Origin of the sequence: Streptomyces sp. NPDC016562 (genome assembly GCF_043076955.1) — a bacterium.
In the GTDB taxonomy this organism is placed as follows: domain Bacteria; phylum Actinomycetota; class Actinomycetes; order Streptomycetales; family Streptomycetaceae; genus Streptomyces.
In genome coordinates this window covers 14,456-40,098 of the sequence record NZ_JBIBRZ010000010.1, presented here as the reverse complement: position 1 = coordinate 40,098, position 25,643 = coordinate 14,456, and the positions used below count along the sequence as shown (strand labels likewise).

General features: G+C 71.3%; 28 protein-coding genes and 2 pseudogenes. 12 read left to right on the top strand and 18 right to left on the bottom strand.

Features of this window, described 5'->3' with window-relative positions; translation table 11 throughout:
* Positions 1-94: 94 nt before the first annotated feature.
* Both ACF059_RS30510 and ACF059_RS30505 read right to left on the bottom strand, forming a co-directional pair.
* Complete coding sequence (locus ACF059_RS30510; protein ID WP_392063930.1) at positions 95-751, bottom strand: DUF305 domain-containing protein; 657 nt, start codon at positions 749-751, stop codon at positions 95-97.
* A gap of 110 nt (positions 752-861) precedes the next feature.
* On the bottom strand, positions 862-1,302 hold the full coding sequence (locus ACF059_RS30505; RefSeq protein ID WP_392063490.1) for a DUF6153 family protein: 441 nt from the start codon (positions 1,300-1,302) through the stop codon (positions 862-864).
* A gap of 229 nt (positions 1,303-1,531) precedes the next feature.
* Here ACF059_RS30505 and ACF059_RS30500 point away from each other — a divergent pair, with 229 nt between their 5' ends.
* Positions 1,532-2,053, top strand: a complete 522-nt coding sequence (locus ACF059_RS30500; protein WP_392063489.1) for a DUF4396 domain-containing protein — start codon at positions 1,532-1,534, stop codon at positions 2,051-2,053.
* A 143-nt stretch (positions 2,054-2,196) separates the two neighbouring features.
* Positions 2,197-2,608 (top strand): annotated as a pseudogene (locus ACF059_RS30495) (four-helix bundle copper-binding protein).
* Positions 2,609-2,841: 233 nt separating this feature from the next.
* On the opposite strand, the gene ACF059_RS30490 reads toward ACF059_RS30495, so the two are convergent.
* From ACF059_RS30490 to ACF059_RS30460, 7 genes are all read right to left on the bottom strand, one after another.
* Positions 2,842-3,960: a hypothetical protein gene (locus tag ACF059_RS30490; protein ID WP_392063486.1), complete on the bottom strand. Its 1,119-nt coding sequence runs from the start codon at positions 3,958-3,960 to the stop codon at positions 2,842-2,844.
* A 113-nt stretch (positions 3,961-4,073) separates the two neighbouring features.
* Complete coding sequence (locus tag ACF059_RS30485; RefSeq protein ID WP_392063483.1) at positions 4,074-4,964, bottom strand: hypothetical protein; 891 nt, start codon at positions 4,962-4,964, stop codon at positions 4,074-4,076.
* Positions 4,965-4,974: 10 nt separating this feature from the next.
* Entirely contained in the window at positions 4,975-5,538 is a 564-nt protein-coding gene (locus ACF059_RS30480) for a papain-like cysteine protease family protein (RefSeq protein WP_392063480.1), read from the bottom strand.
* Positions 5,539-5,691: 153 nt separating this feature from the next.
* Complete coding sequence (locus ACF059_RS30475) at positions 5,692-5,889, bottom strand: hypothetical protein (RefSeq protein WP_392063477.1); 198 nt, start codon at positions 5,887-5,889, stop codon at positions 5,692-5,694.
* 230 nt (positions 5,890-6,119) lie between these two features.
* Entirely contained in the window at positions 6,120-6,506 is a 387-nt protein-coding gene (locus ACF059_RS30470; RefSeq protein WP_392063474.1) for a VOC family protein, read from the bottom strand.
* 183 nt (positions 6,507-6,689) lie between these two features.
* Entirely contained in the window at positions 6,690-7,238 is a 549-nt protein-coding gene (locus tag ACF059_RS30465; RefSeq protein ID WP_392063471.1) for a phosphatase PAP2 family protein, read from the bottom strand.
* Positions 7,239-7,276: 38 nt separating this feature from the next.
* Positions 7,277-8,317, bottom strand: coding sequence for a YihY/virulence factor BrkB family protein (locus ACF059_RS30460; protein WP_392063469.1), 1,041 nt, complete (start codon positions 8,315-8,317; stop codon positions 7,277-7,279).
* Positions 8,318-8,546: 229 nt separating this feature from the next.
* Here ACF059_RS30460 and ACF059_RS30455 point away from each other — a divergent pair, with 229 nt between their 5' ends.
* Positions 8,547-8,990, top strand: coding sequence for a hypothetical protein (locus tag ACF059_RS30455; protein WP_392063465.1), 444 nt, complete (start codon positions 8,547-8,549; stop codon positions 8,988-8,990).
* Between the two features lie 78 nt (positions 8,991-9,068).
* Here the strand turns inward: ACF059_RS30455 and ACF059_RS30450 are convergent, their stop codons facing one another.
* Positions 9,069-9,560, bottom strand: coding sequence for a hypothetical protein (locus tag ACF059_RS30450; protein WP_392063462.1), 492 nt, complete (start codon positions 9,558-9,560; stop codon positions 9,069-9,071).
* 148 nt (positions 9,561-9,708) lie between these two features.
* Between ACF059_RS30450 and ACF059_RS30445 the strand changes: the two genes are divergently transcribed.
* Together ACF059_RS30445 and ACF059_RS30440 are read left to right on the top strand one after the other, a co-directional pair.
* Positions 9,709-10,161, top strand: coding sequence for a hypothetical protein (locus ACF059_RS30445; RefSeq protein ID WP_392063460.1), 453 nt, complete (start codon positions 9,709-9,711; stop codon positions 10,159-10,161).
* Between the two features lie 122 nt (positions 10,162-10,283).
* The gene (locus ACF059_RS30440) at positions 10,284-11,558 is read left to right on the top strand and encodes a pyroglutamyl peptidase (protein WP_392063457.1); all 1,275 of its coding nucleotides are present in this window, start codon (positions 10,284-10,286) and stop codon (positions 11,556-11,558) included.
* A 32-nt stretch (positions 11,559-11,590) separates the two neighbouring features.
* On the opposite strand, the gene ACF059_RS30435 is transcribed toward ACF059_RS30440, so the two are convergent.
* Both ACF059_RS30435 and ACF059_RS30430 read right to left on the bottom strand, forming a co-directional pair.
* Positions 11,591-12,661 carry a PP2C family protein-serine/threonine phosphatase gene (locus ACF059_RS30435; protein ID WP_392063927.1) on the bottom strand — a complete coding sequence of 357 codons (1,071 nt, stop codon included), beginning with the start codon at positions 12,659-12,661 and terminating at the stop codon, positions 11,591-11,593.
* A 196-nt stretch (positions 12,662-12,857) separates the two neighbouring features.
* A complete protein-coding gene (locus ACF059_RS30430) occupies positions 12,858-14,351 on the bottom strand; it encodes an MFS transporter (protein ID WP_392063455.1) in 1,494 nt (497 codons plus the stop codon).
* Between the two features lie 581 nt (positions 14,352-14,932).
* On the opposite strand from ACF059_RS30430, the gene ACF059_RS30425 reads away from it, so the two are divergent.
* Positions 14,933-15,409 (top strand): AbfB domain-containing protein, encoded by a 477-nt coding sequence (locus ACF059_RS30425; protein WP_392063452.1) that lies wholly within the window; start codon positions 14,933-14,935, stop codon positions 15,407-15,409.
* Between the two features lie 120 nt (positions 15,410-15,529).
* Positions 15,530-15,865, top strand: coding sequence for a hypothetical protein (locus tag ACF059_RS30420; protein ID WP_392063448.1), 336 nt, complete (start codon positions 15,530-15,532; stop codon positions 15,863-15,865).
* A gap of 9 nt (positions 15,866-15,874) precedes the next feature.
* Here ACF059_RS30420 and ACF059_RS30415 read toward each other — a convergent pair whose 3' ends face one another.
* Positions 15,875-16,561 carry an esterase/lipase family protein gene (locus ACF059_RS30415; protein WP_392063445.1) on the bottom strand — a complete coding sequence of 229 codons (687 nt, stop codon included), beginning with the start codon at positions 16,559-16,561 and terminating at the stop codon, positions 15,875-15,877.
* Between the two features lie 419 nt (positions 16,562-16,980).
* Here ACF059_RS30415 and ACF059_RS30410 point away from each other — a divergent pair, with 419 nt between their 5' ends.
* On the top strand, positions 16,981-18,207 hold the full coding sequence (locus tag ACF059_RS30410) for a PP2C family protein-serine/threonine phosphatase (protein ID WP_392063924.1): 1,227 nt from the start codon (positions 16,981-16,983) through the stop codon (positions 18,205-18,207).
* Between the two features lie 103 nt (positions 18,208-18,310).
* Positions 18,311-18,868: a GNAT family N-acetyltransferase gene (locus ACF059_RS30405; RefSeq protein ID WP_392063441.1), complete on the top strand. Its 558-nt coding sequence runs from the start codon at positions 18,311-18,313 to the stop codon at positions 18,866-18,868.
* Between the two features lie 23 nt (positions 18,869-18,891).
* Here the strand turns inward: ACF059_RS30405 and ACF059_RS30400 are convergent, their stop codons facing one another.
* Both ACF059_RS30400 and ACF059_RS30395 read right to left on the bottom strand, forming a co-directional pair.
* Entirely contained in the window at positions 18,892-19,719 is an 828-nt protein-coding gene (locus ACF059_RS30400) for a phosphatase PAP2 family protein (RefSeq protein ID WP_392063921.1), read from the bottom strand.
* 114 nt (positions 19,720-19,833) lie between these two features.
* A pseudogene (locus tag ACF059_RS30395) lies at positions 19,834-20,199 on the bottom strand (phosphatase PAP2 family protein); the annotation flags it as partial.
* Between the two features lie 422 nt (positions 20,200-20,621).
* On the opposite strand from ACF059_RS30395, the gene ACF059_RS30390 reads away from it, so the two are divergent.
* A complete protein-coding gene (locus tag ACF059_RS30390; RefSeq protein WP_392063438.1) occupies positions 20,622-21,446 on the top strand; it encodes a restriction endonuclease in 825 nt (274 codons plus the stop codon).
* Between the two features lie 317 nt (positions 21,447-21,763).
* On the opposite strand, the gene ACF059_RS30385 is transcribed toward ACF059_RS30390, so the two are convergent.
* Complete coding sequence (locus ACF059_RS30385; RefSeq protein ID WP_392063434.1) at positions 21,764-22,504, bottom strand: class I SAM-dependent methyltransferase; 741 nt, start codon at positions 22,502-22,504, stop codon at positions 21,764-21,766.
* A gap of 190 nt (positions 22,505-22,694) precedes the next feature.
* Positions 22,695-23,027, bottom strand: a complete 333-nt coding sequence (locus ACF059_RS30380; RefSeq protein ID WP_392063431.1) for an STAS domain-containing protein — start codon at positions 23,025-23,027, stop codon at positions 22,695-22,697.
* A gap of 292 nt (positions 23,028-23,319) precedes the next feature.
* Between ACF059_RS30380 and ACF059_RS30375 the strand changes: the two genes are divergently transcribed.
* A complete protein-coding gene (locus tag ACF059_RS30375) occupies positions 23,320-23,727 on the top strand; it encodes an ATP-binding protein (RefSeq protein WP_392063427.1) in 408 nt (135 codons plus the stop codon).
* 30 nt (positions 23,728-23,757) lie between these two features.
* On the opposite strand, the gene ACF059_RS30370 is transcribed toward ACF059_RS30375, so the two are convergent.
* Positions 23,758-25,122, bottom strand: coding sequence for an NAD(P)/FAD-dependent oxidoreductase (locus ACF059_RS30370; protein ID WP_392063424.1), 1,365 nt, complete (start codon positions 25,120-25,122; stop codon positions 23,758-23,760).
* Positions 25,123-25,189: 67 nt separating this feature from the next.
* Between ACF059_RS30370 and ACF059_RS30365 the strand changes: the two genes are divergently transcribed.
* A complete protein-coding gene (locus ACF059_RS30365; RefSeq protein ID WP_392063421.1) occupies positions 25,190-25,489 on the top strand; it encodes a hypothetical protein in 300 nt (99 codons plus the stop codon).
* Positions 25,490-25,643 lie beyond the last annotated feature (154 nt).

The following is a 25,643-nucleotide window of genomic DNA, read 5'->3' as shown; positions in this document are numbered from 1 at the left end:
GCCGACTCCCCGTAGCGCGCGAGTGGGTCCCTGCCCGGGTACGGGCAGCCCGCCGTTGTCGGCTGGCTGGCCGTACCCGGGGTGCTGGCGCGGGTCAGCTCTTGCCGAGGAGGGTGTTCATCCGTGCGATCTCCGCACTCTGCGAGGTGACGATCTGACCGGCCATGTCCTTGCTGGGCTGGCGCGCACCGTCGGACTGCTCGGTCTTGGCCATGGCCACGGCGCCTTCGTGGTGCTTGATCATCATGGTCAGGAAGGCGGTGTCGAACGCCTTGCCCGAGGCCGATTGCAGCTGCTTCATCTCCTCGGCCGTCATCATCCCGGACATGTCGTGTCCCTCGTGTCCGTCGTGGCCGCCGGCCTCGGCCGGGACCTGCTCACCCCAGGAGGTCAGCCAGCCGGACAGGGTCTTGATCTCCGGGTCCTGGGCCTTCTTGATCTCGTCGGCCAACTTCTTCACCTCGGCGGATTCGGCGCGCGTCGCGGCGAGGTCGGCCATCTCGACGGCCTGACGGTGGTGGGGGATCATCCCCTGCGCGAAGGCGATGTCGGCGGTGTTGTGGTCGCCCTGCCGCGTGGGAGTGGAGGCGGAGGGCGTGGCGGCGTTGTGGCCGTTGTGGGCGGAGCCGCCGGCGGTGTCGCCGTTGCTGCCGCAGGCGGCGAGGACGAGAGCGGCAGTGGCGGCCGCGGCCGTGGACGTGGCACGGCGGATCAGGGAACGCTTGGTAGTCGTGGTCGTGGTCGTGGTCATCGTCATGGGGTGACTCCTGCTGTGGGGCACGCGCGCGTCGGCGGGCGTACGGAAGGGGGCGGGGCTGAGGGGCTCGACGGCCCTTCGGGGCCGGGGGCCGGGAAGCCGCCCTATATGCGCAGGAGTTGAAGTTCGCTCAGTGACGGCGGTGCGCGCCCGCAGGCGCAGGCACCCGGGATGACCCCGTGCCCGAGGGCCGCCTGGGCGTCGGCCTGGGCGGGCAGGGCCGCGGGCGCGGGCAGCACCGGCGCGCCCGCCGTACCGGTGGCGGCACAGGTCGCGTCGGCGTGCTCGGCGTGGCCGCCGCCCCGGTTTCCGGCCGGATCACCGGCATGTACGCACGCGTTCCGCGACGAGGCGTCCACGGCGGTCGTCCGCTCGTGGCCCATGGCCGACGTGTGGTGGGAAGTGGCCCCCGCGTGTGCGGCGGCCGGTACGGGGGCGGGCCCCAGGCCGTGCATGGCCACCAGGCCCGCGAGTACGAGCAGGACGAGGAGCAGGTACGAGCGCAGGCCGAAGGGCCTCACCGCTCGCACCTCCTGATCGTCCATGGCGGCATCGTAGGCGACCCCTTCGCGAGCGGCGAGGCGAGGGCTGCCGGCTACCGGCTGCCGGCTGCCGAGCGACGGCTCCCCGCTAAGCCATACCGACTCCCCCCGGCGACGCCTGCGCCACTTCCGCCCGACGGACACCACTTGCATATACCCCCCAGGGGTATACAGTACGGCGTGTGAGCCCGCGGGGAGCGGGTCACACTGGACGGGATGGGAGATGACGGTCATGGACCACAGCGCACACCACACAGCCGCAGGTCACGACCACGCCGCGCACCAAGCGCACGCGGGTCACGCCGGGCACGGGATGGGCGGGGTGACCTGGGGGGCCGCAGCGAAGGCGACGCTGCACTGCCTGACCGGATGCGCCCTCGGCGAGATTCTCGGAATGGTCATCGGAACGGCCCTGATGTGGGGCAACGTCCAGACGATGATCCTTGCGATCGCCCTGGCGTTCGTCTTCGGCTACTCGTTCACCCTGTTCGCGGTCCGCAAGGCCGGCCTGGACCTCAAGACCGCGGTCAAGGTCGCGCTGGCCGCCGACACCCTCTCGATCGCCGTGATGGAGCTCGTCGACAACGGCATCATCGCCCTGGTCCCCGGCGCGATGGACGCCCACCTGTCGGACGCCCTGTTCTGGACGGCGCTGCTGGGCGGTTTCGCCGTGGCCTTCCTGATCACGACGCCGGTGAACAAGTGGATGATCAGCCGCGGCAAGGGCCACGCCGTCGTCCACGCCTACCACTGACCCAGCCGTACGGCATCGCGCCCGCTCGCACCCCACGGTGCGGCCGGGCGCGTTTGCGGTCGGGGGCGTTAGCTGGAGGTACCGGGGGCTTCGACGGCGGCCGCACCGGCTCCGCCGGCCCCGCGGGGAACGGAGGATTCCTGATGTCCAGCACCGTCAAGGACATGCTCGCCACCTACCCGGCCGACCTCGGCGACATCGACCAGCTGAAGCTCACGCGCTGCATCGAGGAGTGCCTCGCCTGCGCGGCAGGCGTGTACGGCGTGTGCCGACGCCTGCCTGTCCGAGGGCATGGTGGGCGATCTCGCCAAGTGCATCCGGACCGACATGGACTGCGCCGACATCTGCACGGCCACCGCCGCGGTCCTCTCCCGCCACACCGGCTACGACGCCAACATCACGGCCGCGATCCTGAGGGCGTGCGCCATGGTCTGCAAGGCGTGCGCCGACGCCTGCGGACAGCACGCCGACCTGCACGAGCACTGCCGCATCTGCGCCGAAGCCTGCCGCTCCTGCGAGCAGGCGTGCAACGAACTCCTCGGCACCCTCGGCTGACGCCCCCAGCCCTCGGCCGGCCCGCCCGTAGTGGCTCCCAGCCGCCCGGGGGTCGCTGAGGCGGCGAACGGAACGCCCGCCTTGTCATATGCCTATCGGTCCACCGGGGCCCGTGCGTAGGGTGTGGCTCCGGGCCATCCCAGGCGCGGCGGCCCCCGGCTCCCCACGGGAGGGCCGCCGCGCGCCCGCGCGGCCGCCGCACGTCCATGGGGCGGCAGGCCGTACGTCGGGGGTCAGGCGAAGAAGCGTGCGGCGAGCGCGAGTACGGCCAACCCCGCCACGAGCAGCGCCACCCCTTGCCAGGTGCGTCGCTTTGAGGGGAGAACCAGGACCCGGGGCGCCCCGTGTGTGGGGATGACGTAGTAGACGCGGTGGGGGTGCGCAGTCAGCGTGAGCCGGACCACCGACAAGTGGCGCACCGAGATCCGCCGGGTGATCTCGCCCTTGCGTATGCCGAGGTACGGCTCGAGGACGTCCGCGATCACGCTGTCCTTGCCCACGGTGGCGCGTTTGCCGGTCACCTGGGTCCGTGTCCAGTCGCCGTGCTCCTGTGCCTGCTGCCGGGCCGGGCAGGGCAGTGCGGGTGTGATCTTGATGGGGGCGACGTCGGGCCGTCGGGCGATGATCCCTTCGGTCCAGGTCACGATCCTGGCCTTGCCCTTGCAGTGATCGTGGACGACGGTACCCGCGCGGTGGCAGTCGGTGCATTCACGCGCACCCGTACCGTCACAGCGCGTGCAGCGCACCTTGCCGCGTCCCCGGCAGGTGGCGCAGGCCGATGCGGGGCTTCCGCACTGCTTGCACGTGACGCGCTCGGTGGCCTCGCCTCCCGGCTCGCTCCGCACCTGGGGGCGGCGGTTCTGTTTGCCGGTTCCGTCGCATCGCAGGCAGCAGTCGAGGCCTCGGCAGTCACCGCACGGCCTCCAGGGCTCGCAGTGGAGGTCGCCCGTCCCCTCACAGCGTTTGCAGCCCACCCTCCCGTTGCCGCAGTCGCAGGAGTGCTCGCTCACGGACCCGCGTCGCACCAGCTTCAGCGTCGTCGGCGTGGAGAGGTCCTCGGGGACGGGTACCGCGTAGTCCTGGAGGTCGGCGCCGTAGACGGGCCGCCTCGCCAGGTCGATGGATCCGTAGTGGACCTGTCGAGTCTCCCGGCGGGTCTCCACCAACCGCACGATGCTGCCTTCGACCAGAAGGCACCGGGTCGTGTCGCCGGGGTCGTCGAGGGCGTCGGTTGACTCACGCCGGTTCAGCAACTCCCGGCGTACGGCTGCCAGGACCTCCGCATCGGTCAGCACGCTGGCGGCACCCTTCTCGCCTGGCCCGGAGCCGAACACCGTGGCGTCTCCTGACATGGCCGCCGGGACACTACCCGTACGCCCGCCTCCCCATGTGCCCTTACCGGAAGTTGCCGGTTCCTGAGCTCCGAATCCGTGGGAGTGAGGGAGGGGGGCGTACGGGACCTGGCTCAGCCGGTGGCCGGGCGCCGGCGCCGGTGGAGGAGGGCGGCCCCGCCCGCGAGGGCGAGTGCCGCGCTGGAGCCACCGGCCAGGAGCAGGGGCGAGGACGAGGCGCCGTCCGGCTTTCGCTGGGTGCTGTAGCCGCTGGAGTAACCGTTGACGTCGTACTGCGAGCCGGGCAGCTTGTCGGCGTAGCGGGCCTTGACCAGGTTCTGGTAGTCGCTGAGCGACACCGACGCCTGACCGCCCAGGCCTTGCCGGGCTTCGTCGTTGAGGGGCTCGACGGTGGTGAGCTTGAGCTGGTACCAGCCGCGGATCTGCGGCTCGGTGAAGACCAGCGTGCCCAGGGTGGCCTTGCCGGCGTACGTGGCGTCGCCGTCGCCGTCACGGATGGCCGCCAGGTGCCAGCCGCCGCCCTGGGTGGGGGCGAGCATGACGGTGGCGTTGCGGCCGTTGACGGTGACGCTCAGGGAGGAGACCAGCTGGGTCAGCTTGACCGCCTCGGTGGGCAGGGGCTTGGCGGTGCCCGCGACGAAGCCGGGGGTGATCTCGTTCCGTGCCACCGGGTCCTTGATCGTGAAGAGCGGGAGACCCTGGCACGGCTCGGTCGTTTCGGGGAGCGTCTGTACCGGCCCGTCGGCGCCACTACCGGTGGGCAGGGGGGTGCGCAGGAAACGGCAGACGGCGTTGCGGACGTCGGTGGACTTCACCGCGTCGAGGGCGGCCTGGTAGTCGGGGATGTCGGCCGGTAGGGGGTCCTTGGCCGGGGCCGCATGGGCCACTCCCGCGACGGAGAGCAGTGCGGACGCACTCAGTGCGGATGCACTCAGCGCGATGACGAGGGACAGGCGGGAGAAGCGGGAGTCCGCCCGCTTGCCGTGCGTGTTGGTGTCGCGCATGTCGCCTGCCTTAGCGGGAGATACCGATGCGGGAGTGGGTCCACTTGGAGGAGTTGTTGCTCACGTAGTCGTTGTAGTTCCACCACGTGTACGTGGTGGTGTCCGGCCACGGGTCGGCCACGGCGATGGTGGTGTTCGCCGTGTCGAAGCCGTAGACCACGTTCATGTGGCCGCCGCCGGACGACCAGCCGATGCGGGCACCGATCGGCCGGGCCGCCTTGACGTCGGTGTACACCTGGTTGAAGGTGGCCGCGCTGCTCAGGCCCGAGCCGGTGTGGGACATCCCGAGGCTGCTCCAGCCCCTGGCCATGTCGTCGAGCGTGGCGGGCTGGTTGTTGCAACCGTAGGCGGGCTGGGACCGGTTGCAGAAGTCGGTCTGCGTGGAACCCAAGCCCTGGAACCTGGCGATGGTCAGCCCGGAGGCGACCCAGCACCACTGGGTCTTCTCCTGCTTCAGCATGCTGATGGTGTCCTGACCCGCTTCCGCGTGAGCCGTGCCTCCCGCGGCGGCGAGCGATCCCACGGCTGCCAGCACGATGGCCGACGCCGCGGTTCCATACCTGAATGTCCCCATGTTCCTGCCTTCCCCAGACGGGTGCAACGAGATGAGCGGGGGCGCTGGCACGAATATGACAGTGCAGCATGCCGAGGACATAGGGGGGTTGCACCCATTCAACCCATACTGATGATTCGTCAGGTAATCCGGCCGCTACGGGGACCGACGCCGTCAGTCGTCCGCGGCGAGGATCAGGTCGGCTGCGTGGTGGGGGCAGGCAGCGCTGTGCCAGGTCACCGTCAGGAACTCGCCCTCGGCGCTGAGGGTGCGCGTCCCACCCGTGGCCGCGGTGGCTCGACAGAAGCCGCAGACGAGGACCTTTAAGGGGAACAGGTCGGCCGCAGTACGGCATCGGGTCGTCGGTTCCATCGTCTGCTCCTGCGGTGGCGGCACGGGCGAGACCTCTCCCTTACCCCGATGCTCCCAGCAGCGGCGGGCGGGGCAGGGCGAAACCGTGGAAAACCCCGGCAAGTGCGGGCTCGTAGCGGCCCGTCGGCGCTCTCAGGAGGGGTGGCGTCAGCCCGTGGGGCCGGCGGCGCTGATGCAGAAGGGCCGACCGGGTCTGGGTGATCTCCCAGCCCAGGGCGGGCGCGCGGTGCTCACCGGGTCCGCTTCTGGTTGACGCCGATGACGTAGCCGTCGGGGTCGGTGAAGTAGAACAGCTTGTCGTCGTGGTGCTGCATCACGTCCTTCTGGATGGTGACCAGCGGCCGGATGCGCTCGACGTAGGCGTCGAAGTCGTCGACGGCCAGGTAGAACATGCCGAACGCCCCGATCGGGGTGTCCTTCAGGACGGGCAGCCAGCTGCGCAGGTGCTGTTCGCGGTAGACCATCAGGGCGAACTCGCCGTCGAAGAGCAGCATGCGCAGGTCGTCGTCCGGGTCGTCGCCGGCGGGCAGGGCGGTGAAGCCGAGCTTCTCGTAGAAGTCGACGCTTGCCTGGGTGTCCGACACGCCGAGGCATGGCGCGATGGTGGGAGGCTGCATGGGATCACTCCTTGGGGAGACGCGAGCCGAAGGGGCTCCTCGCAAGGGGGGCTCCTCGCGGGGGGGCAGGCCGCTCCGGGCGGCCCAAACGGAAGCATGGCCGCCGTATAGGACAGCAGGCGTCCTAGATGTGTCGACTCGCGGGGATTTCACGCGGGCGCCCGGGATTTCACACGGGCGCCGTCAGCCCATGCGGCGGATGAGCAGGCGGGGCGTGGCCCGGGCGAGGGCGGCCGCGACCAGGCCGACGGCGGCTCCGGCGGCGACGTCGGAGGAGTAGTGCGCGCCGCTGTGGACCCGCTGGACGGCCACCAAGGCGGCCGGCAGGGCGCAGGCCGCGCCGGCCAGGGGCCAGGTGGGCGCGACGCCGGCAGTGAAAGCCACCGCGGCGGCGGTGTGCCCGGAGGGGAAGGAGGAGCTGTCGGGCCGGTCCTCGACCTCGTCGGCCGGGACCCACTCCTTGGGCGGGCGGCGCCGCTCGACCAGCTGTTTCGCGACCCCGTTGGACAGCAGCTCCGCTGCCGCCATGGCCGCGATCCCTGCGGTGGCGGCCATGCGGCCCCGCCAGCCCCCCGCAGCGGCCATGATCACGGCGGCCGCCCACCAGAGCTTCGTGTGCTCGGCGGCCTCCTCGACCGGTGGCAGCATCCGACGGGCCCAGGCAGGGTCCCAGGCCGTCATCTGCCGCGTCAGCCGATGATCGCCGTGGCGCACGGAGGCCAGAATCCTCATACAGCGCCGCTTCCCCGTCCTTCGACGCGCCACACGTCTCACTCCAGGCGGCGGCGTTCCTCGTCGCTCCACGCACGGGTGTCCCGGGGCTCGACGTAGGGCTCCTTGTCGGCCGGGTAGCCCCCGGCGATGGCGCGTTGGCGAGCCATCTCGGCGTCGAACTCCAGGCCCAGGAGGATGGCCAGGTTGGTGATCCACAGCCACACCAGGAAGATGATCACACCGGCGAGGGTCCCGTACGTCTTGTTGTAGGAGCCGAAGTTCGCCACGTAGAAAGCGAAGCCGGCCGAGGCGATCATCCAGATCACCAGCGCCAGGAGGCTGCCGGGGGTGATCCATTTGAAACCGCGGCCCTTGGCGTTCGGGGCGGCCCAGTACAGGATCGAAATCATGGTCGTGACCAGCAGGACCAGCACCGGCCACTTCGCGATCGACCACACCGTCATCGCCGTGTCCCCGAGTCCGAGGACGGCGCCGGCCTGCCGGGCCAGACCGCCGGTGAAGACCACGATCAGGGCGCTGACCACCGCGAGGATCATCAGGGTGATCGTCAGCGCCAGCCGGAGCGGCAGCACCTTCCACACCGGCCGGCCCTCAGGCATGTCGTAGACGGCGTTCGAGGTGCGGATGAAGGCGGCGACGTAGCCCGATGCCGACCAGATCGCCACGGCCAGGCCCACGATCGCCACGATCGAACCGATACCGCTGTTGTCTTGGAGCTGCTGCACCGCTTGGGTGATCACATCGCGCGCGGAGCCGGGAGTCAGTTTCCGCAGGTTGTCCAGCACCTGCGTCGTGGCCGACTCTCCGGCGATGCCCAGGAGCGACACCAGCACGAGCAGGGCCGGGAAGAGGGCCAGTACGCCGTAGTAGGTCAGCGCCGCGGCCCGGTCGGCCAGCTCGTCGTCCTTGAACTCCTGCATCGTGCCGCGCAGCGTCGCCCTCCAGGACCGCTTGGACAAGTCCGACGGGCCATCCGGAGCTCGCTCCTCGACCTGCTCATCGGGGCCGAGGCGGCCGGGGCCGTCGGCGTGGGGCTCGCGGTCGTCGCCGTGCTGTGCTTGCGGTGTGCGTGCCATACCTGGCGGCTTTCCCCTCACGCCGCTCTCATGCACCGATCGCCAGGTCAGTCGAAGAGTGGGCGTCGTGCGCGGGCCGGGGAGCCGCAGGACGAATGTGCCGCGGTCATCCTGAAGGGTGACAGGGAGCGTTTCCGACCCTTCTGGTGCGGCGGCGGGGAAGGGATGCCTCGCCCAGAACATCGGCGGAGCCCCGCGGGGGGACCGCACGTCAGAAGTGGAGTCGGCCATGGAGCCTGTACGCAACGGCACCTACATGATCACCCGTACGCGTGACGACCTGCTCACGCTGGAGGGAGGGTCGTCGGAGCCCAAGAGCCCTGTGGTGGTGCTGCCGCCCACGGGCAATCCCGGTGAGCAGGAATGGCAGGTGGAGCAACTCGGCAACGGCACCTGCACGCTGCGCAATCTCAGGAGCGAAACGTACCTGTCCTTCGACGGCGCCCCGGAGGTGAACAATGAGGTCGTCGGCTACCCCGAGCCCCGCCCGTGGGAGCTCCGCCAGAGCGAGCGGCCGGACGCCTTCCACGTCGTCGTCCCCGGGGGCAAGGTCGACGGCGAGGAGCTCGCCCTGGACCTCAGCGTGCTGGACATCTTCCCGCCGCGCGTCGCCCTGAGGCCGCTCGCCGTCAGCGATCAGGACCAGGCGTGGACGTTCCAGCTCATGGAGTAGTGGTGTGAATTCCGTGCCCGGGTCGGCCGAGTCCCCGGCCCGGGCAGCGCCTGCACCTGCACCTGGTGCTGAGCTCGGTCAAGCTGCCGGGCGGGTCGCCAACGCCGTGCCGCAGCCTGTGCAGTAGCGGGCGTCGGCCTCGATCGCGTGCCGGTGACACCAGCCGCACACCAGGTGGACCGCGCACGGCTCCGGCTCAGCCGCGGGGGCGGCCCGTCCGATGCTCATCGCCCGGCGCTTGCGGTGGACGGTCAGGACGAGCAGCCCCTCGGAGCCGGCCAGCACGGACCGGGACGTGCCGCGCGGCAGCAGACCGAGAAACCCCGGGGACAGCGGGGACGGGGTCCCGTCGAGGGTGAGGGTGCCGCCGCCCGCGACGACGACCAGCATCACGTCGACCTCGTCCTCGGTGTACGCCGCCCCGCCGGTCCCGGGCAGGTGGCGCACCAGGTTCGCGTCCAGCTGCCGGTCCGCGCCCTCCAGCCGCCACAGCGCCCCGCTCCGCCCCTGCTCCACCGCCGCGATGAGACTCGCGACCGTCACGGCCTCCGCCTGTCGAACAGCCTCCATGCCGTACCCCCTCCGTACCCTCCGCGCCCGAGCCGAGCCGAGCCGCCGCCACACCAGCATGATCCCCCACCGGGCCGCCTGGCCGGCCCTTGGGGAGCCGGGCCGCCCGCCCCCTCGCCCGGTCACCCGCTGCGGCATCATGGGGACGATGACCTACCCCTCCCTGCCCACGACCGAGTCGGCCGTCGCCGCGATACGGGCCGTCGCGGCCGAGTACCGGCTGGCCGTGTCCGTCACCGACGACATCGGCGCCGACCAGACGTCGCGGCGCAGTTCCGCGCCGCTGTTCACCGCCGCCGACCCCGACGGCTCGCTGCCCCACGAGGCGTTCGTCGAACTGGGCGGCAGCCCGGCCGTCACCGTCCGGCTCTTCCCCGACGACGACGCAACGATCACCGTGGACAGGGTCGAGTTCCATGACGTACCGCGCAGCGCCGTCCCGGTGTTCCTGATGTCCGTCTACAGCGGACTGGCCTTCGTGCAGGGACGGTTCTTCCCTCCCGGCTACCGCCTCCACGTCCCTCTTCCCGGCGACGAGACGTACAAGGAACGCATCCTGGGCCCCTCGCTCACGCCCTGGCTCTCGGGGCGGGTCCGTTAGGACGGGGCACGGCCGGGCAAGCGCGCCGAACCGGTCGTCCCCCCAGTGGAGTTGAGCCAGTTCCAGCGGTTGCCACCGGTACGCCTGGTAGGGGTGAGACTCGCTATGTAATGTCACATCGCATGATGCTCTTACGGCGTGCGGCATCGGCCGCAGCCCTCCTCGTCACCGTGCTCCCCGTGGCGGTCGCCGCGCCGGCGCACGCGGCCGACCACGCGTCCGCCTGCCGCCCCCCGGCCTCCGTACCGCTCGACCCCGAACAGGCTCGCCTCGCGGACTCCCGCACCAGCGCCCTGGTCGAGCGTGCCGGTTTCGGGGACTTCGTACGACGGTTCCCCGCCGCCCTGTGCTCGACGCGCAGCCCCGCCGAGGCCGAACGGCTCCTCGGTTCCTGGGGCGAGGCCCTCTGGCAGGCCTCCGTACGGCGGGCCCAGGGGCAGCGGCCCGGCGGCGACCTCGCTGCGGGGGACGACCGGCCGCTGTACTGGGCGCGCCTCGGCATGACCGCCGCGCTCGCCCGCTGGCAACCGGACTTCAGCGTCGACCGGGCGGCGCTCCGCGCCCGCTTCGAGGATGCCTCCCGCGGCCTCACCGCCAACGCCTTCCGGGCGGAACCCGGCGTACGAAGGCTCTTCATCAGCGGGTTCGACCCCTTCGGGCTCGACGCGGAGATCCGCCGCGCCAACCCGTCCGGGTCGGCCGCGCTGCAGCTCAACGGGCGGCGCGTGACCCTCGCCGACGGCAGCCCCGCCGAGATCCGCGCCGTCGTACTGCCGGTGCGGTACGCGGACTTCGACGCCGGCATCGTCGAGCGTGCGTTCGCCCCGCACCTGGCCGCCGGTCCCGCCTCGGCCGACGTCATCACCACCGTGAGTCAGGGCTACCCGGGCATCTTCACCCTGGAGGACTGGGCGGGGCGCGCGCGGTCCGCCGACCCGTACCCCGACAACGCGCGCGCCCTCTCCGGTGGCACCCGCGAGCGTCCGGTGACGGCCCCGGGTCTCGGCCCGGGCCCGGAGTTCATCCGCACCACCCTGCCCGCCGACGCGGTGACCGCCGCGGTGCAGACCCCGTACCCGGTCCTCCTCAACACCGAGGTGACCGAGATCCCGGCGGGGGGCACGGCTCCCGTCGACCGGGCCGACGGCCCCACGCCGGGCTCGCGGGCCGTGGCGGGTGGCGGGGGCGGCTACCTGTCCAACGAGGTCGCCTACCGCTCCAACCGGCTACGGGCCGAACTCGCCCCGCACCTGCCCGGCGGCCACCTCCACACCCCGGTGCTCACCGGTCTGCCGACCGACACCCGCATGCTGACCGGCCCCGAGTTCGAAGCCAACGAGAGCGCGATCGCCGCGGAGGTCCGCGCGGTCCTCGAACACGCCGGCGTACGGCGGTAGCCGCCCGCCCCGCGTCGCGGGGGCTTCGGACCTCAGGGCTCGCGCCGGCGTACGGCGAGCGCGGCGATGTCGTCGTCGAGGCGGCCCCGGGTGTAGCGCAGGAGGTCGCGGTGAAGGGCCGCGAGGAGTTCGCGGGGCGGCGTCGGGGGCTGTCCCCGCATCCACGCGGTCAGCGGGAAGAACTCACCGTCGCGGGCGCGGGCCTCGGCGATCCCGTCCGTGTAGACGAGCAGCAGGTCTCCGGGGCCGAAGTCGAAGGTGTCGACGGTGTAGTGCTCGCCGATCAGCTCGGCGAGGCTGAGCAGGGGCGAGGGGGCGGCGGACTCCAGAACGCGGAGCCTGCCGCCGTTCAGGAGCAGCGGCGGCGGATGTCCGCAGTTGAGGATGTCGATGCGCCTTTCCTCGTGCGGGATTTCGACGAGGAGGGCGGTGGCGAAGCGCTCCATCGGCCCCTCGGGCGGAAAGGCGGCGTTGTAACGGGTGCTGCTGGCATCCAGCCGGCGCGCGACGTCCACCAAGTCGCCCTCGCCGAAGGCCGCTTCCCGGAAGGCGTTGACGATCGCCGCGGCCGCCCCCACGGCCGGCAGGCCCTTGCCGCGCACGTCACCGATGAGCAGCCTGACCCCGTACGGCGTGTCGACCACCTCGTAGAAGTCCCCGCCGATGCGGGCCTCGGCGGCCGCCGCGAGGTACAGCGACTCGACGTCGACGTTGTCGAAGGAGCGCGGGATGGGGCTCAGTACCACCTGCTGCGCCGCGTCGGCGACGAGGCGTACGTGAAAGAGGGTGCGCTCGCGCTGGAGCCGGACGTGGCTTCCGTACGCGGCGGCCACGGTCACCGCGATGATGCCCGCGGCCGTCCACCACGTGCCGAGGTCGGGGAAGACGAGGCTGAGACCGATCATCAGAATGAGGCAGACCGTGCCGAGCAGGACCGTGGGGAGCACCGGCCACATGGCGGCCGCCAGGGCGGGCGCCGCGGGCAGGAGGCGGCTGAAGGCCATCTCGGGCGGCGTGCTGTAGGCCAGGCTCGCGATCACGACGGTCAAGATGACCGGCGACAGCCGCACAAGCCTCCCCCGGCCGTAGCGCCGGCGGAGCATCGGCCGTCCAGACTCGATCACACTTCCCAGAATATCGGGGCAATCAGGGCATAGCGCTCCGACGAAGGAGGGCCACTCGCCCCCTCCCCCGCTTCCAGGCCCACGGCCGCCCTGCTGGCCGCATCACGCCCTCCCCCTCTCACTGATCAGCCTTGCACCCCCCGGTGCACCCGTTCGGGTGCACCGGGGGGCTGGATCAGTCGGCCTGGTGGTCGGTGTGCCTGGGCAGGCAGAACATCAGCGCCCACATCAGGGCCAGGAGGCCGCCGACCCACCACAGCACGGTGACGAACGCGTCGCGGTTGACCGCGCCGTCGGAAGAGCCGCCGGTGAGGGCGAAGAACACCACGGCGGTCAGCGCGGTGCCCAGCACGATGCCCAGGTGAATGGCGGTGTTGAACAGGCCGGAGGCCGAGCCGGCATCCTCGTGCGGGACCCTGGCCAGTGACAGATCAGCCAGCGGGCCGGAGACCATGCCCAGGCCGAACCCGATCAGCACCACCGGAGCGGCCATCGCCCCCAGGGTCAGGTCTGCCTGATGGCTGCCGATCTGGAGGCCGTAGGTGCCCATCGCAGCGGTCGCGACGAGGGCTCCGGCCTGTGGCAGACGGCGGGCGAAACGTCCGGCGGTCTTCGCCGCGACCGTCGCGCCGCCCAGCTCTCCCACGGAGAGCAACACGAAGGCCAGGGCCGCGTGGAGCGGGCTCATACCGAGGCCGTGCTGCAGGTACAGCGTCCAGGTCATGAAGAACAGGCCGCACAGCAGGCCGTGCAGCAGGTCCGCGGCCATGCCCCCGGAGAACTGCCTGACCCGGAAGAGGGACAGGGTCACCAGCGGGGCACGGCCCTGCCTGCGCCGCTGGTGGCCCAGGAAGACACCGGCGACCAGGACGCCGGCGGCGAGCATGACGAAGCACCACAGCGCCCATCCCTGGGCGTGGCCCTCGGTGAGCGGGAAGAGGACCAGGACGACGGCCAGGCCGGACAGCAGCATGCCGGCCACGTCGAGCCGGTCGGCCGTGCGGACGGTCGATTCGGGGACGAATCTGCGTCCGAGGAGGAGTACGGCCAGCCCGACGGGCACATTGACCAGGAAGATCGGCCGCCAGGACAGCCCGAACAGGTCGGCCTGGGTGAGCACGCCGCCCAGGACCGGGCCCAGGACGTTGGCGAGGGCCATCACGGCCCCGTACAAGCCGAACGCCTTGCTGCGGCTCTGGCCCTCGAAGGTGACGTGCATGGTCGCCAGGACCTGCGGGATCATCACGGCCACGCCGACGCCCTGGAGCAGGCGGGCGCCGATCAGCGTGCCCGGGCCGGTGGCCAGACCGCACAGCAGCGAGGCGGCGGTGAACACGAGGGTGCCGATCAGCAGGATCCTGCGGCGCCCGTAGAGGTCACCGAGCCGTCCGCCGGTGATCAGCCCGACGGCGACGGGCAGCGAATAGGCGGTGGTCAGCCACTGCACCGCGACCGGTCCGGCGCCGGTCGACTCCTGGATCGCGGGCAGGGCGGTCAGGACGACCGACTGGTCGAGCATGTTCATCAGCTCGGCGGTCAACAGCACCAACAGGGCGATCCAGGCCGCCAGGGCCATGTGCGGGCGGCGAGGTGCCGGGTGGGTTGGGGTCGGGTGGGTTGGGGTCGGGGTGGTGTGCTGCGGCTCGTTGCCGAGCGCGGAGGAGGACACGACGGGAAAACTCCTGATCCAAAGGGATCGGGGAGCCCTGCCGGCAGCCGCACCGGAGCCGGAGAACACAAAGCCCGGGGCAGACGGCAGAGCTGCACCCGGGAAAGAGGACTGCGGGGAGGGGTGACGCAACTCAGGCCAACGCGACGTCCGCCCCCGGACACGTGCGACGACACAGCACGCGGGAACGCGGACGACTACACGGCCTGGTTGATAAGACGTCACCCCAAGATCGACACAGAAGGAACAGGAAGTCCGGTCACTGCAGCCGACACCTCGGCACAGGAACCGGTCCATCGTACAGCCCTTGGGCTGGGGGACCGCGGCATCGCCGCCCTTGAGCGCAAGGCTGGGACGCAGCCGCGTAGTTGAAGCGGTAATCGTTTTGAATCGCTGGCGCGCGCACCCCGGGCGGCGCATGATGGAGATGGCGCTCTCACCCGTATGGACGCAGAGGGCGGCCTTCTCGGCTCTCACGCCCCGCCCGCACAGCCGGCGGCCTGATGGACGCCGATGCGAGTAGTCCCCTACTCATCTTCCCTCAGGAACTCACGTGGACTCGTCATGGAAGGCGGGACATCGTGGCTCAGCTCAAGCTTTCACTCTTTTCCAATAACTTCCCTGATTTCTTCATCATCGATCACACGGGCCTGGTCGACATCGCCAAGATCGAGACCGAACAGGACCGCCGTGATGCCACGTTCGCGTGGACCGGACCCAGCCTGAATTTCGGCACGACGGGAATGCTGGTACGAGCAGTCGCTCCGCCCGGGTTCTGTCTGCGGATCGCGACGTTCGACGATTTCCGCATTCACAGCAAGTTCTTCACGGGGATCATCGACCCCCAGGTCAAGGCCGAGGTGATCGAGGAATCGACGTTCGTTCTCCAAGCGGCGGAAATCGACCCGAACCAGGCCTCGTTCCGTTCCGTGAAGTTCCCGGACCGATTCATCCGGCACCGGAACTTCGAACTCTTCGCGGAGCCGGTGGTCACCCCCGACGAGCTGCAGTCCGCATGCTTCAGGATGGTGGGCCCGCTGCACCCGTCCGAATTCTAGGACGCCCGTGAGCTCTCCGGCGTGCGGCGCCCGAGAGCTCATCCGGCGAAACAACCGGGACGAGCGGCAGGGAGAGATGTGATGGTGCACATAAAATTCTGGGACGTGTTCTGTCCCGTCATGACCGCCGTGTTCGAACCGATCATCCTTCGCGTGGACGAAGAACGAATCTTTCACGGGTCCATCGAGCAGGGCGGCACCCTCCTGATCAACGTGCGCGTGCCGATCCAGACCATCAAGGTCGAGCTGGGGACCAGCGATATCGACGGCCTTGGGGAACCCATCGGCCCGTTCCGCAACTTCGTATACCTGGAGCCCGTGAACGCGTTCCACACCGAGGAACACGACTCGCTGAAGCTCACCCTCTTCGACGAGTCGATGTCCCGGGCCGTCTTCCGCAGCAAAATCCCGGGACACGAGGGGAAATTCGAACTCAGCTTCAGCGTGCCGGGCTGACGTCCCCGCCTACCGGACGTGCGTCCTCACCTCGGCGTAGACGGCACCGTCGGTGCGCAGGGCGCTGTGGCCGAGGCACGCGGTGGTGCTGTTGAACGCCCCGTCCAGGACGACGCTGCTCGGGGGGTTGATGAGGGTGTCGCAGGGCGAGCGCCAGGTGGCGTACCGCGTGGCGCCGGGGGTCTCGTCGCCGGAGTTCAGGTCCTTCAGGAACACGGAGCCCGGTCGCATCTCGACGCAGGCGGCGCCGCCGCACCAACGTGCCACCTCCGTGCCGTGGTTGGGCCCGCCGAGGGAGACCCACGCATCGACCTTGGTCGCGCCGCCGAGGTACTTGAGGTAGTACCGCGAGGACAGCGCGCCCATCGAGTGGGTGACGACGTCGACCTTGGCGGCGCCCGTGCGCGCCAGCACGCGGTCGACCTCCTCGGCGAACTGTGCGGCGGTCGTGGCGTTGGACTGGGTGGAGTTGTAGCTCCACTGGTCGAGGTGGTCGGCCGGCCAGCCGTCGGCTTCGAAGCGGGTGGCCATGGACCGCCAGGGAGAGGGGTCCGGGTTCCAGCCGTGGACGAAGACGATGGGGTCCGGGCCCGACGCCTCGGGCGCGTCGGGGACTGCCGACGCGGGAGCGGCGGCCAGGAGCGGCATGAGGGCAAGGAGGAGCGCGGAGGAGCGCCGTACGAGATTTTTGATCACGCGCGGTTTCTAGCGTCCCCGGGGCGTGGGCGACAGAGCTGGTCCAGCGCGCTCACCCGGGCGGGGGCAGGGATTCACCCGCATAAACGTGACGGCTCTCCGGTGGAGGCGGCGGCGCGGCCACCCGCGACATGCAGGACCGCCCTCCCCCGGCGGGCCTCCTCGCTCCGGCCGCCCCGCCCGGGGCAACCGGGTCGCGCGAACGGCGTAGCGGGGGTGTCGCGTACGGACCGTCGGGCGTCCGTCAGCTGGGATGGACGCTCTGCGTCATCGCCATCCCACTCCACTCCATCCATTCCAGCTCCAGCTCCAGCTCCAGCTCCAGCTCCAGCTCCAGCTCCAGCAACGACAACCGCGAGGCGCGCCGCTCGCCCCCGAGACAGGCCGGAGGGTCTTCAGTGCCCGACTCCCACCACCGCATGCTCACCGCCCTGCTCAGGGCCAGTCACCTCACCACCTTCGAGCAGCTCCCGGCCGTCGTGGCCGAGTACGCCTCGCGGGCCGGGTTCGAGGCGGTGACCATCTACGTCTGCGACCTGCGCGAGGACATGCTGCGCGAGATCACCGGCGAGGGACTGGACGCGGGGCGCGGCGGCCGGGAGCTGCGGATCGACGGCACGCTGGCCGGCCGGACCTTCCAGACCCTCCAGCCCTCCTTCGGTGCCACCGAGGGCCGTCGGCTGCACTGGCTGCCACTCCTGGACGGTACCGAGCGCCTTGGTGTCCTGTCCGTCACCACCCACGAGGAACCGGACGAGGAAACGCGGGAGACCATGGGCGATCTGGCCTCGCTCGTCGGCATGATGCTGGTCTCTGCCCGTTCCCACAGTGACTCCTACGCCCGGCTGACCCGGCTGGAGCCGATGTCGGTGTCCGCGGAGATGCAGTGGTCGCTGATGCCGCCGCGCACCTTCACCAGTCCCCGGGTGACCATCGCCGCGGCGATGGAGCCGGCCTATGCCACCGCCGGGGACGCCTTCGACTACGCCCTGGCGGCCGACATCGCCCACCTGGCCGTCTTCGACGCCATGGGGCACGACACGGCGGCGGGCCTGACGGCCAACCTCGCCATGGCCACCTGCCGCAACCAGCGCCGCCAGGGAGCCAGCATCACCCAGGCGCGCGACATCATCGAGACGATGCTGATCGAGCAGTTCACGCACGACCGGTACGCCACCGCCGTGCTCGCGGACCTCGACCTGAACACCGGTCTGTTGTCCTGGATCACCTGCGGCCACCCGCCGCCCATCCTCATCCGGGCCGGCCGCTGGATCACCACGCTGGAGCGCCGGCCCAGCCATCCCCTGGGTACGGAGCTGGGCCTGCCGGCGCTCATCCACCGGGAACACCTGGAGCCCGGCGACCGGCTCCTCCTCTACACCGACGGCATCACGGAGGCCCGCGACCGCACCGGCCGGGAATTCGGCCTGGACCGCTTCGTCGAATTCATCATCCGGCACCAGGCCGACGGCTTCCCCGTCCCGGAGACGCTGCGCCGCCTGGTCCGTGCCGTGCTCCACCACCATGACGGGCGGCTCGGCGACGATGCCACCGTCCTGCTCTGCGAATGGCACGGCCACCAGCACCCGACGCCCGCGGAGCCGGGGGCCGCCCCCGCGGAGGGAGGCCCGGGCAACCGGACATGACGTCAGCCGTCCCGCACAGCCGTCGTGCCCGCTGCCCTGATCCCGGTCTGATCCGCACGCCGATAGCCTGTCTCGTCATGAACAGACCAGAAGGGCCATCGGTATGACCAGCACCTCGTCGTCGTTTCCGGAGCGGATCGAGATCTCGGGAGAGGGTCTCGTCCTGCGCGACTGGACGGAGGCGGACCTGGCCTCGATGCCGGACCTCTTCGACGATCCCGACATCGCGTACTGGACCCCGATCGTCTCCCCGTTCGACGCGGCGGCCGCCCGCACGCGCCTGGGCCGCGACCGGCAGCTGCGCGCGGACGGCACGGCGATCCTGCTCGCCATCACCGTCGACGGCGGCGCACCGCTCGGCGAGGTGATGCTGCGGCGGGCCCCCGAAGGGACCGAGATCGGTTACGCGGTCGGTCCCGCCCACCGCGGCCGGGGGCTGGCGGTACGCGCGGTGCGGCTGATGGCCGGCTACGCCTTCGAGCACCTGGGGGCGGAGCAGGTGATCCTGGAACTGGAGGCCGAGAACACCGCCAGCGTCGCCGTGGCCGCGAAGGCGGGCTTCCGGCTCCTCCAGGTTCCACTGATCACCGGTGAGGAGAAGGGACGCCCCTACGCGCTCCAGACATGGGGCCTCGCCCGCCCGGGAGGCGCTCCGTCCTGAGGACCCAGGGGACGGACCGGAGGTCAGGGCCGGGGCTCGTGCGTCGCGCCACCGGATGACGGCCCAGCGGGAGAGGACGGCGAGAGCTCGGAGGCTCGTACGTCCAGGGGCGGTTCGGGGTCGGCATCCGAAAGCTCCGGCTCCAGGCCCTCGCGCATCACGGCCGTACGGCGCCAGCCGGTGTCCGCCCGCCAGGCCTCGAAGACCAACGTGGTGGCGGTGACCACGGCGAGGCCGAGCAGCCATCCGCCCACCACGTCGCTCACCCAGTGCACGCCGAGCGCGACGCGCGTGTGGCCGACGCCCACCACGGAGATCACCGCGAGCGCCCGGAGAAACGGCTGCCAGGCGCGCGATACGAGGGGCAGCAGGACCAGCAGGAGGACGGCGCACGAGGTGAAGGCCGTCATCGCGTGGCCCGACGGGAAGGAGAACCCGGGCGCGTGGGCGACCGGGTCGGGCAGATGGGGCCGTGCGCGTTCGACGGCGGTCTTGACCAGCACCCCCGTCAGGGCCCCGGCCGCCGCGGTCACGGACGCCCAGGCCGCAAGCCGCCAGGCGCGGCGGGTGAGGAGCCAGAGCACGAGCAGGGCGACCAGCAGACGCATCGTCACCGGGTCCCACACGAAGTCGCTGAGCACGTGGAGCACGCGGACCCAGCCGGGGTGGCCGAGGGCGGCCTGGTGCAGCCGCTCGGCCACGGTCTGGTCGAGGCGGTACAGCGGCGCCCATCCGGACTCCACCAGGACCAGGGAGAGGGCGAAGGGCACGGCTGCGCCGGCCGTGGCGGCGGCCGTCAGGAGGAGTCGGGCCGCGAAGGTGGAGTCGGGGCCGGAGTAACGGGCCGACAGGGCCCGGACGTTGGTGCGCGTGCGCGGGGCACGGCCGCTGCGCGCGGTCCCGCGCGCCGGCCCGGGCGTCGGCCCGTCGCGGCCGAAGAGGACGACGGAGCCCACGATCAGGAGGGTCACCGTGCCGTTGAGCAGGCCGCCCACCACGTCGGTGGGGTGGTGCATGCCGCGGTAGACGCGGGACAGGCCGACGGCCGCCGGAACGAGCAGCAGCGCCGTCGCTGCGGCGTACCGCCACCGGCCGCGGTCGCGCGTCCTCAGCAGCACGATGACGGCCAGTCCGGCGTACAGGGCGACGGAGGCCCCGACGTGTCCGGACGGGAAACTGGAGGTCGGTGGCGCGCCGTCCAGTCGCGGCACGTCGGGGCGTGGCCGTCGTACGAGCGCCGTCACCAGCAGGAACACGGCGGACTGGGTGGCGACCGACGCCGCGAGGAAGAGGGCCCCGGCCCGCCACGCGACCCGCGGCAGCACGAGCATCGCCACGACGCAGACCAGGGTCACACCGACGACGCTCTCCGTGTCGGCCAAGGCGGAGAGCCACCGTGTGAGCTCCGTGAGCGGCGCGACGCGTTCCTCGGCGAGGTACCGGTTGGCCCGGTCCTCCCACGGCACGCGTCCTCCTGCCTGTCCCCGGTCCGCCGCGGATCCGGCCAGCAGCGTCCCCGCACCGACCATCAGGGCTGCCTGGACCGGCAGGAGCAGCAGCGGCCACATCCTCCGGCGCGCGGCCGGACCGTTTTCCCGCGTCATGAGGATCTTGTTGCCAGAGCTGCCCCGATGATGCGCCGGGCGCGGCAGCCGTGCTGTGGCGTGCCGTGCCCGTGCCGTGCCGTCCGTTTGGATTCGGAGATCTTGATCAGACGAGGAGAGACGGTCCGTGAGGGGTGAGGAGGGGGCGTATGACGGCATCCGGAGGGCGCCGCCGCGGTGGCGGTGGTGAGGGTGAGGCGTCGGTGGGGCGTGACGTCGTGTTGGCCGTGGGGCTGGTGGGGATCTGCCTGGGCGGATCGGCCGTGTTCGTCCGGACGGCCGCGGTGGCGAGCGGCGGAGGCGTGCCGGTGCTGCCGATCGTCACGATGGTCGTCCTGGCCGCCGGAGTGGCGCTCGCGCGGTGGAGCGTGGCGCCGGGCCGCCGCCGCCCCTTCCGCGCGCCCGTGCCGGGCCCGCGCGGGCCGGGCATCCCGGCGGCGCCGGGCGCGTCGGCTGCGTACGCTCCCCCGGCGGGCGGGGTGTCGGAGGCCGCCCCTGAGGCAGCCGGACTTCCCGAGGTGGACTCCGCCGCCCTGGACCACGCGGGGGTGGACGCGGACGGCTTCGAGCACACCGTCGCCGCGCTGTGCGCCCGCGACGGCTGTCCCCAGGTGGAAGTGGTGGGCGGGGCGGGTGACTTGGGGGCGGATGTGATCGCCACGACGGCGGACGGCCTGCGCGTGGTCGTCCAGTGCAAGCACTACGGCGAGGGCAACCGGGTCGGTTCGCAGGACCTCCAGCGCTTCGGCGGCACCTGTTTCGCCGTCCACGAGGCCGATGTGGCCGTCGTCGTGACCACCAGCGCCTTCACCGCTCCCGCCGCGGAGTACGCCGCCACGTGCGGCATCGTCTGCGTGGACGGCGACGGCCTGGAGGCGTGGACGCAATCGCTTGCTGCGCCTCCGTGGGAGGCGGCGGCCGCGGCGCGCGCCGAGGCGGACGGGCAAGGGGTGACGGCTGCCGAAGTCCCCTAACGGGGGCGCGGTACATCGCAAGGCGGTTTCAAGCGAGGGTGCCGGGGCACACGACGGAGCGTCACGACGGCTACACCGGGAGGGCTCGTGTCCGGACTATTCGCAAAGATCAAGCAGTTCAGCCGCAGCCCGCAGGGGCGGCGGACGATCGATTCGGTGCGGCGCGCGGCGTCCGACCCGCGCAAGCGGGAAGAGGCCCGTGGGATGCTCAGGCGCCTTCGGGGCAAGCGCTGACTTCGCCGCCGCCCACTCCCCCGCGGCACCCCCGTGCGCCGCCCGGCCCCCAAAGGGCCGGGCCGGCGCCGCAGAGGCACCGGTCAGGCGGTGCAGCGGATCATGATCAGCGGCCGGTTCGCGGCGTAGTCCGCCCAGAACTCCTCGCCGAACTTCTCCACGCCGGCTTCCGAGACGTCCAGCGGCACCCACTCGATCCCGGTGAATCCGGCGGCGGTCAGTGTCCCCTCGTACGTCTCCTTCGACGGGGTCGTGGCCTCGAACGAGACGGGCGGATCCAGCAGGGCCGTGATCCGCGTGCCCCGGCCGATCTCGTTGTCCTTGCCGGTGGACTCGCACAGGAAGCCGTATTTGGCCAGCGACGGACCGCCGAAGTCGTAGTCCGGGTTCTGCACGAACAGGAAGAAGTCACCGCCGGGCACGAGGCTGCGCCGGATGTTGCGCATCATCTGCCCGATCTCGGCGACGTCGGCCGCGTAGTTGAACGCCTGCACGGCCACGGCGACGTCGAAGGGCTCGTCGAAGGTCCGCAGCGTGGCCGTGTCCGCGACCTCGTACGCGATGCCGAGCGGCTCGGACCGCTCGCGCGCCTCGGCCGCGTCGATCATCGCGCTGGAGATGTCGAATCCGAAGACCCGGGACGCGCCGCGGCGCTTGAGCTCGCGGCTGTAGTAGCCGGTACCGCAGGCGATGTCGATCACGGACTTGCCGGTCACGTCGCCGACCAGGGCGAGGAAGCCCGGTACCTCGGTGTAACGAATGATGGGCAGGGTCTTGAAGCCTTCGAAGGCTTCGCCGATGCCGTCGTACAACTGACCACTCATCGTGGTGGTTTCCCCTCGATTTGTGGCGTCGGCTCTCAGAATGAGCCGCGGCCCTCGGCGGGAAGTCTCCCCCTTGATCCAGGGGACTTCGTACTGGTGGAAGGTACGAACATGCGGGGGCCACGGCGGTGGTGACTCCAAAGCAGGTCCGCTGCCACCCCTCGTAGGGGCTGCCGCCGCGCCGGAGGCATCACAGGGTAGGCGGCGCGCTGTGGGCGAACAGGTCGTCGGCGCCGGTGAGGGCGAAGAGCCGGGCCACTTGCGGGCGGGCGCCCTCCACGCGCATCTCGGCGCCGATCCGGTCCGCCGTGGCTTTGGCCTCCATCAGCACGTTGAGCCCCGCGCAGTCGCAGAACCGCAGGCCCGCCAGGTCGAGTACGACACGGTCGGGCCGCCGCGCGAAACAGTCGGCGACCGCGGCGCGCAACTGCCCGGCGCCGTCCAGGTCCAACGCGCCGACGAGCCGCAGACCCGTCACGTCGGCGTCGAGTGCGGTGCTGGCCTGGAACACCGGGCCGGTCACGTCGCTTCCTCTCTCCTGCGGCAGCCGTCAGCGTGGGTACGGGGCACCGTTCAAGAGTAGTGAATCCGCCCGGGAAGGAAAGCCGTCTCCTGACGGGTCGCCACGGCGTGGCCGGGATCAGCGGGAAATACCGACGGCGGCACGGAGCCCGAACCCGTGACCGATTCGCACCTACTGGGTACCCTGCTGGGTGGGGAAACGCCAAGGGACAGGGACCCCAGCAGTACTACGGGGCCCCACGCAGCGGTGGAGCACCCGAGCGGTGAGGCACCCAGGGGAAGGGGTGTGGGGGATGGAGCTCCCGTCGGCCATTGCGCAGGACGTCCGTCGTACGCAGGTGCGCGCGGACTTCGACGGCGCGCGCGGCTGCATCGCCGAGGCGCGGCAGGCGGCCGGCGCCTTCTTGCGCCACCACGCCCCGCCCGCGCACCGCACCTTTCACGACGACGCCCTGCTCGTCGTCTCCGAACTGGTGACCAACGCCGTGCGCCACGCTCCGGGGCCCTTCGTCCTGGAACTCGGCCTGCTGCCCGGCGGGATCGAGATCACCGTGCGGGACACGAGCCCGGTCCCCCCGCGCTCCCGGACCCCCGACCAGACCGGCGGACGCGGGTGGACCATCGTCCGTACCCTCGCCCGCCGGGTGCGCGTCGTCCCCCGCCACGACGGCAAGAGCGTCCACGTGGAGCTGGCCTGGTAGGTCCCGGCCGCCCCGGCCGTTCCGGCGTCTTCAGCCCCGGGCGTGCAGGGCCGCCGTGTGGGCCCTGACCTGATCGGGCGTCAGGTAGGCGTCCGTGTACTCGAACTCGCGCAGCGTCGGCGGCTTCGAGGAGCGGTACCCGATCCGCACGAAGTCGTCGCCGGCCGCCGCGTTCAGCAGCCAGTTGGTCAGGACGCGCGTCTTGGCGACGCCGGTGCGCAGGGCCGACCAGTGGTAGCCGCGGGCCACCGCCTGGGCCGGGAGCCCGCGCAGCGGGATGCCCAGCGGCTTGGACACCGCGTCGGCGCCCCCGAGGTCGACGACCAGCCCCAGGTCCTTGTGCACGTACGGGCGAAGGGGCTGGTGGCGCAGGGTCGCGATCAGGTTGTCCGCGACGGCGCGCCCCTGACGCAGGGCGTGCTGCGCCGTCGGCGGGCAGATCGCGTCCTTGTCCTTGGCGGCGAGGTCGGGCACGGCCGCCGCGTCTCCCAGCGCGAACACTCCGGCCGCACCGGGCACGGTCATCTCCGGGGTCACCACGAGCCGGCCACGGACGGTTTCCGCGTCGAGCGTGCCGATCAGCGGGCTGGCGGCGACTCCGGCGGTCCAGATCAGGGTCCTGCTGGGCAGCACCCGGCCGTCGGTCAGCTTCACCTCCGTGGGTCCGGCCTCGGCGACGCTGACGCCGAGGGAGACCTGGATGCCGCGGCGGCGGATGACGTCCAGGGCCACCTGCCCGAGGGTGTCGCCGAGTTCGGGCATCAACTTCGGCGCGAGGTCGAGGAGGTGCCAGTTGATCTGGCGGGGGTCCAGCCGGGGGTAGCGCGTGACGGCGTGGTGCGTGAGCCGCTGGAGGCATGCGGCCGTCTCCGTGCCGGCGTACCCGCCGCCGACCACGACGAAGCAGAGCCGGGCGGCCCGCTCCTCCTCGTCCTGGCTCGCGTCGGCCAGGTCGAGCTGTGCGATGACGTGGTCGCGCAGATAGGTGGCCTCGGCGAGTGTCTTCATGCCGCGGGCGTGCTCGGTGAGGCCGGGGATGTCGAACGTACGGGTGATGCTGCCGGGAGCCAACACCAGGTAGTCGTACGCGTGTTCCGTCAGCTCACCGGTGATCTTCCGCACGATGCAGATCTTCGCCTCGGTGTCCACGCCGACGGCGCCGCCGGGGATGATCCGGGTGCGGTAGCGGCTGCTGCGACGCAAGGAGACGGCGATGGACTGCGGGGTGAGCACGCCGGAGGCGACTTGGGGCAGCAACGGCAGGTACAACTGGTAGGAGTTGGGCGTGACCAGGCTGATGTCCGCCTCCGCGGGTGACAGCCTGCGCTCCAGCCGACGGGTGCATTCGACTCCGGCGAATCCGGCTCCCACTACGAGAATCCTCGGTCGTGCCACGGTGTCCGTCCTTCCTCGCGCCTGCCAGGTCACTCCGCGCCTGCCCTCCCGGCGCCGATCTGCACGGGTGAGCGCGGGGAAACACGCGACGGGAGCGAAGAAGGAACGTTTCCGGCGTCCGCGGCCGGCGGGCTTCGCCCGTTCCGCGCGTTTCGGCGGCGTCCCGGCGGACATGCGCGAAGGGCTTGAGGAAGTCGAAGAAGTCGAAGAACTCCAAGAAGTCGAAGAAGTCCACGAGGACCCGATCGCGAGGAGACCAACCGCCATGGCGACCATGATCCTGCTGATCGCACCGATGCTGCTGGCCCTGCTGCTGGTGACCCGCCGCGACGGTCACCGTCCGCGTCACCGGGCCGGCCGCGGCTGACCCGACCGCTTCACCTGACGTGACGCCCCGGGCGGCAGGCCGGGCACGGCCGGTTTCCACCGGCCCCCCGCGCCTGCCGTGCCGGCGGTGCATGGGATCCGCGGCCGGGGGCAGACGACGCGTCGGTGGCGTCCAGGCCCCCTGTGAAGACGTC

Coding starts and splice junctions, on each gene's coding strand:
- ACF059_RS30440 (WP_392063457.1), top strand. CDS start 10,284: ATGATGCTCTTACGGCGTGCGGCATCGGCCGCAGCCCTCCTCGTCACC.
- ACF059_RS30465 (WP_392063471.1), bottom strand. CDS start 7,238: ATGAGGATTCTGGCCTCCGTGCGCCACGGCGATCATCGGCTGACGCGG.
- ACF059_RS30505 (WP_392063490.1), bottom strand. CDS start 1,302: ATGGACGATCAGGAGGTGCGAGCGGTGAGGCCCTTCGGCCTGCGCTCG.
- ACF059_RS30445 (WP_392063460.1), top strand. CDS start 9,709: ATGACCTACCCCTCCCTGCCCACGACCGAGTCGGCCGTCGCCGCGATA.
- ACF059_RS30390 (WP_392063438.1), top strand. CDS start 20,622: ATGACGGCATCCGGAGGGCGCCGCCGCGGTGGCGGTGGTGAGGGTGAG.
- ACF059_RS30460 (WP_392063469.1), bottom strand. CDS start 8,317: ATGGCACGCACACCGCAAGCACAGCACGGCGACGACCGCGAGCCCCAC.
- ACF059_RS30490 (WP_392063486.1), bottom strand. CDS start 3,960: ATGTCAGGAGACGCCACGGTGTTCGGCTCCGGGCCAGGCGAGAAGGGT.
- ACF059_RS30480 (WP_392063480.1), bottom strand. CDS start 5,538: ATGGGGACATTCAGGTATGGAACCGCGGCGTCGGCCATCGTGCTGGCA.
- ACF059_RS30485 (WP_392063483.1), bottom strand. CDS start 4,964: ATGCGCGACACCAACACGCACGGCAAGCGGGCGGACTCCCGCTTCTCC.
- ACF059_RS30455 (WP_392063465.1), top strand. CDS start 8,547: ATGGAGCCTGTACGCAACGGCACCTACATGATCACCCGTACGCGTGAC.
- ACF059_RS30375 (WP_392063427.1), top strand. CDS start 23,320: ATGGAGCTCCCGTCGGCCATTGCGCAGGACGTCCGTCGTACGCAGGTG.
- ACF059_RS30475 (WP_392063477.1), bottom strand. CDS start 5,889: ATGGAACCGACGACCCGATGCCGTACTGCGGCCGACCTGTTCCCCTTA.
- ACF059_RS30435 (WP_392063927.1), bottom strand. CDS start 12,661: ATGCTCCGCCGGCGCTACGGCCGGGGGAGGCTTGTGCGGCTGTCGCCG.
- ACF059_RS30450 (WP_392063462.1), bottom strand. CDS start 9,560: ATGGAGGCTGTTCGACAGGCGGAGGCCGTGACGGTCGCGAGTCTCATC.
- ACF059_RS30500 (WP_392063489.1), top strand. CDS start 1,532: ATGGACCACAGCGCACACCACACAGCCGCAGGTCACGACCACGCCGCG.
- ACF059_RS30470 (WP_392063474.1), bottom strand. CDS start 6,506: ATGCAGCCTCCCACCATCGCGCCATGCCTCGGCGTGTCGGACACCCAG.
- ACF059_RS30405 (WP_392063441.1), top strand. CDS start 18,311: ATGACCAGCACCTCGTCGTCGTTTCCGGAGCGGATCGAGATCTCGGGA.
- ACF059_RS30510 (WP_392063930.1), bottom strand. CDS start 751: ATGACCACGACCACGACCACGACTACCAAGCGTTCCCTGATCCGCCGT.
- ACF059_RS30420 (WP_392063448.1), top strand. CDS start 15,530: ATGACCGCCGTGTTCGAACCGATCATCCTTCGCGTGGACGAAGAACGA.
- ACF059_RS30410 (WP_392063924.1), top strand. CDS start 16,981: ATGCTCACCGCCCTGCTCAGGGCCAGTCACCTCACCACCTTCGAGCAG.
- ACF059_RS30385 (WP_392063434.1), bottom strand. CDS start 22,504: ATGAGTGGTCAGTTGTACGACGGCATCGGCGAAGCCTTCGAAGGCTTC.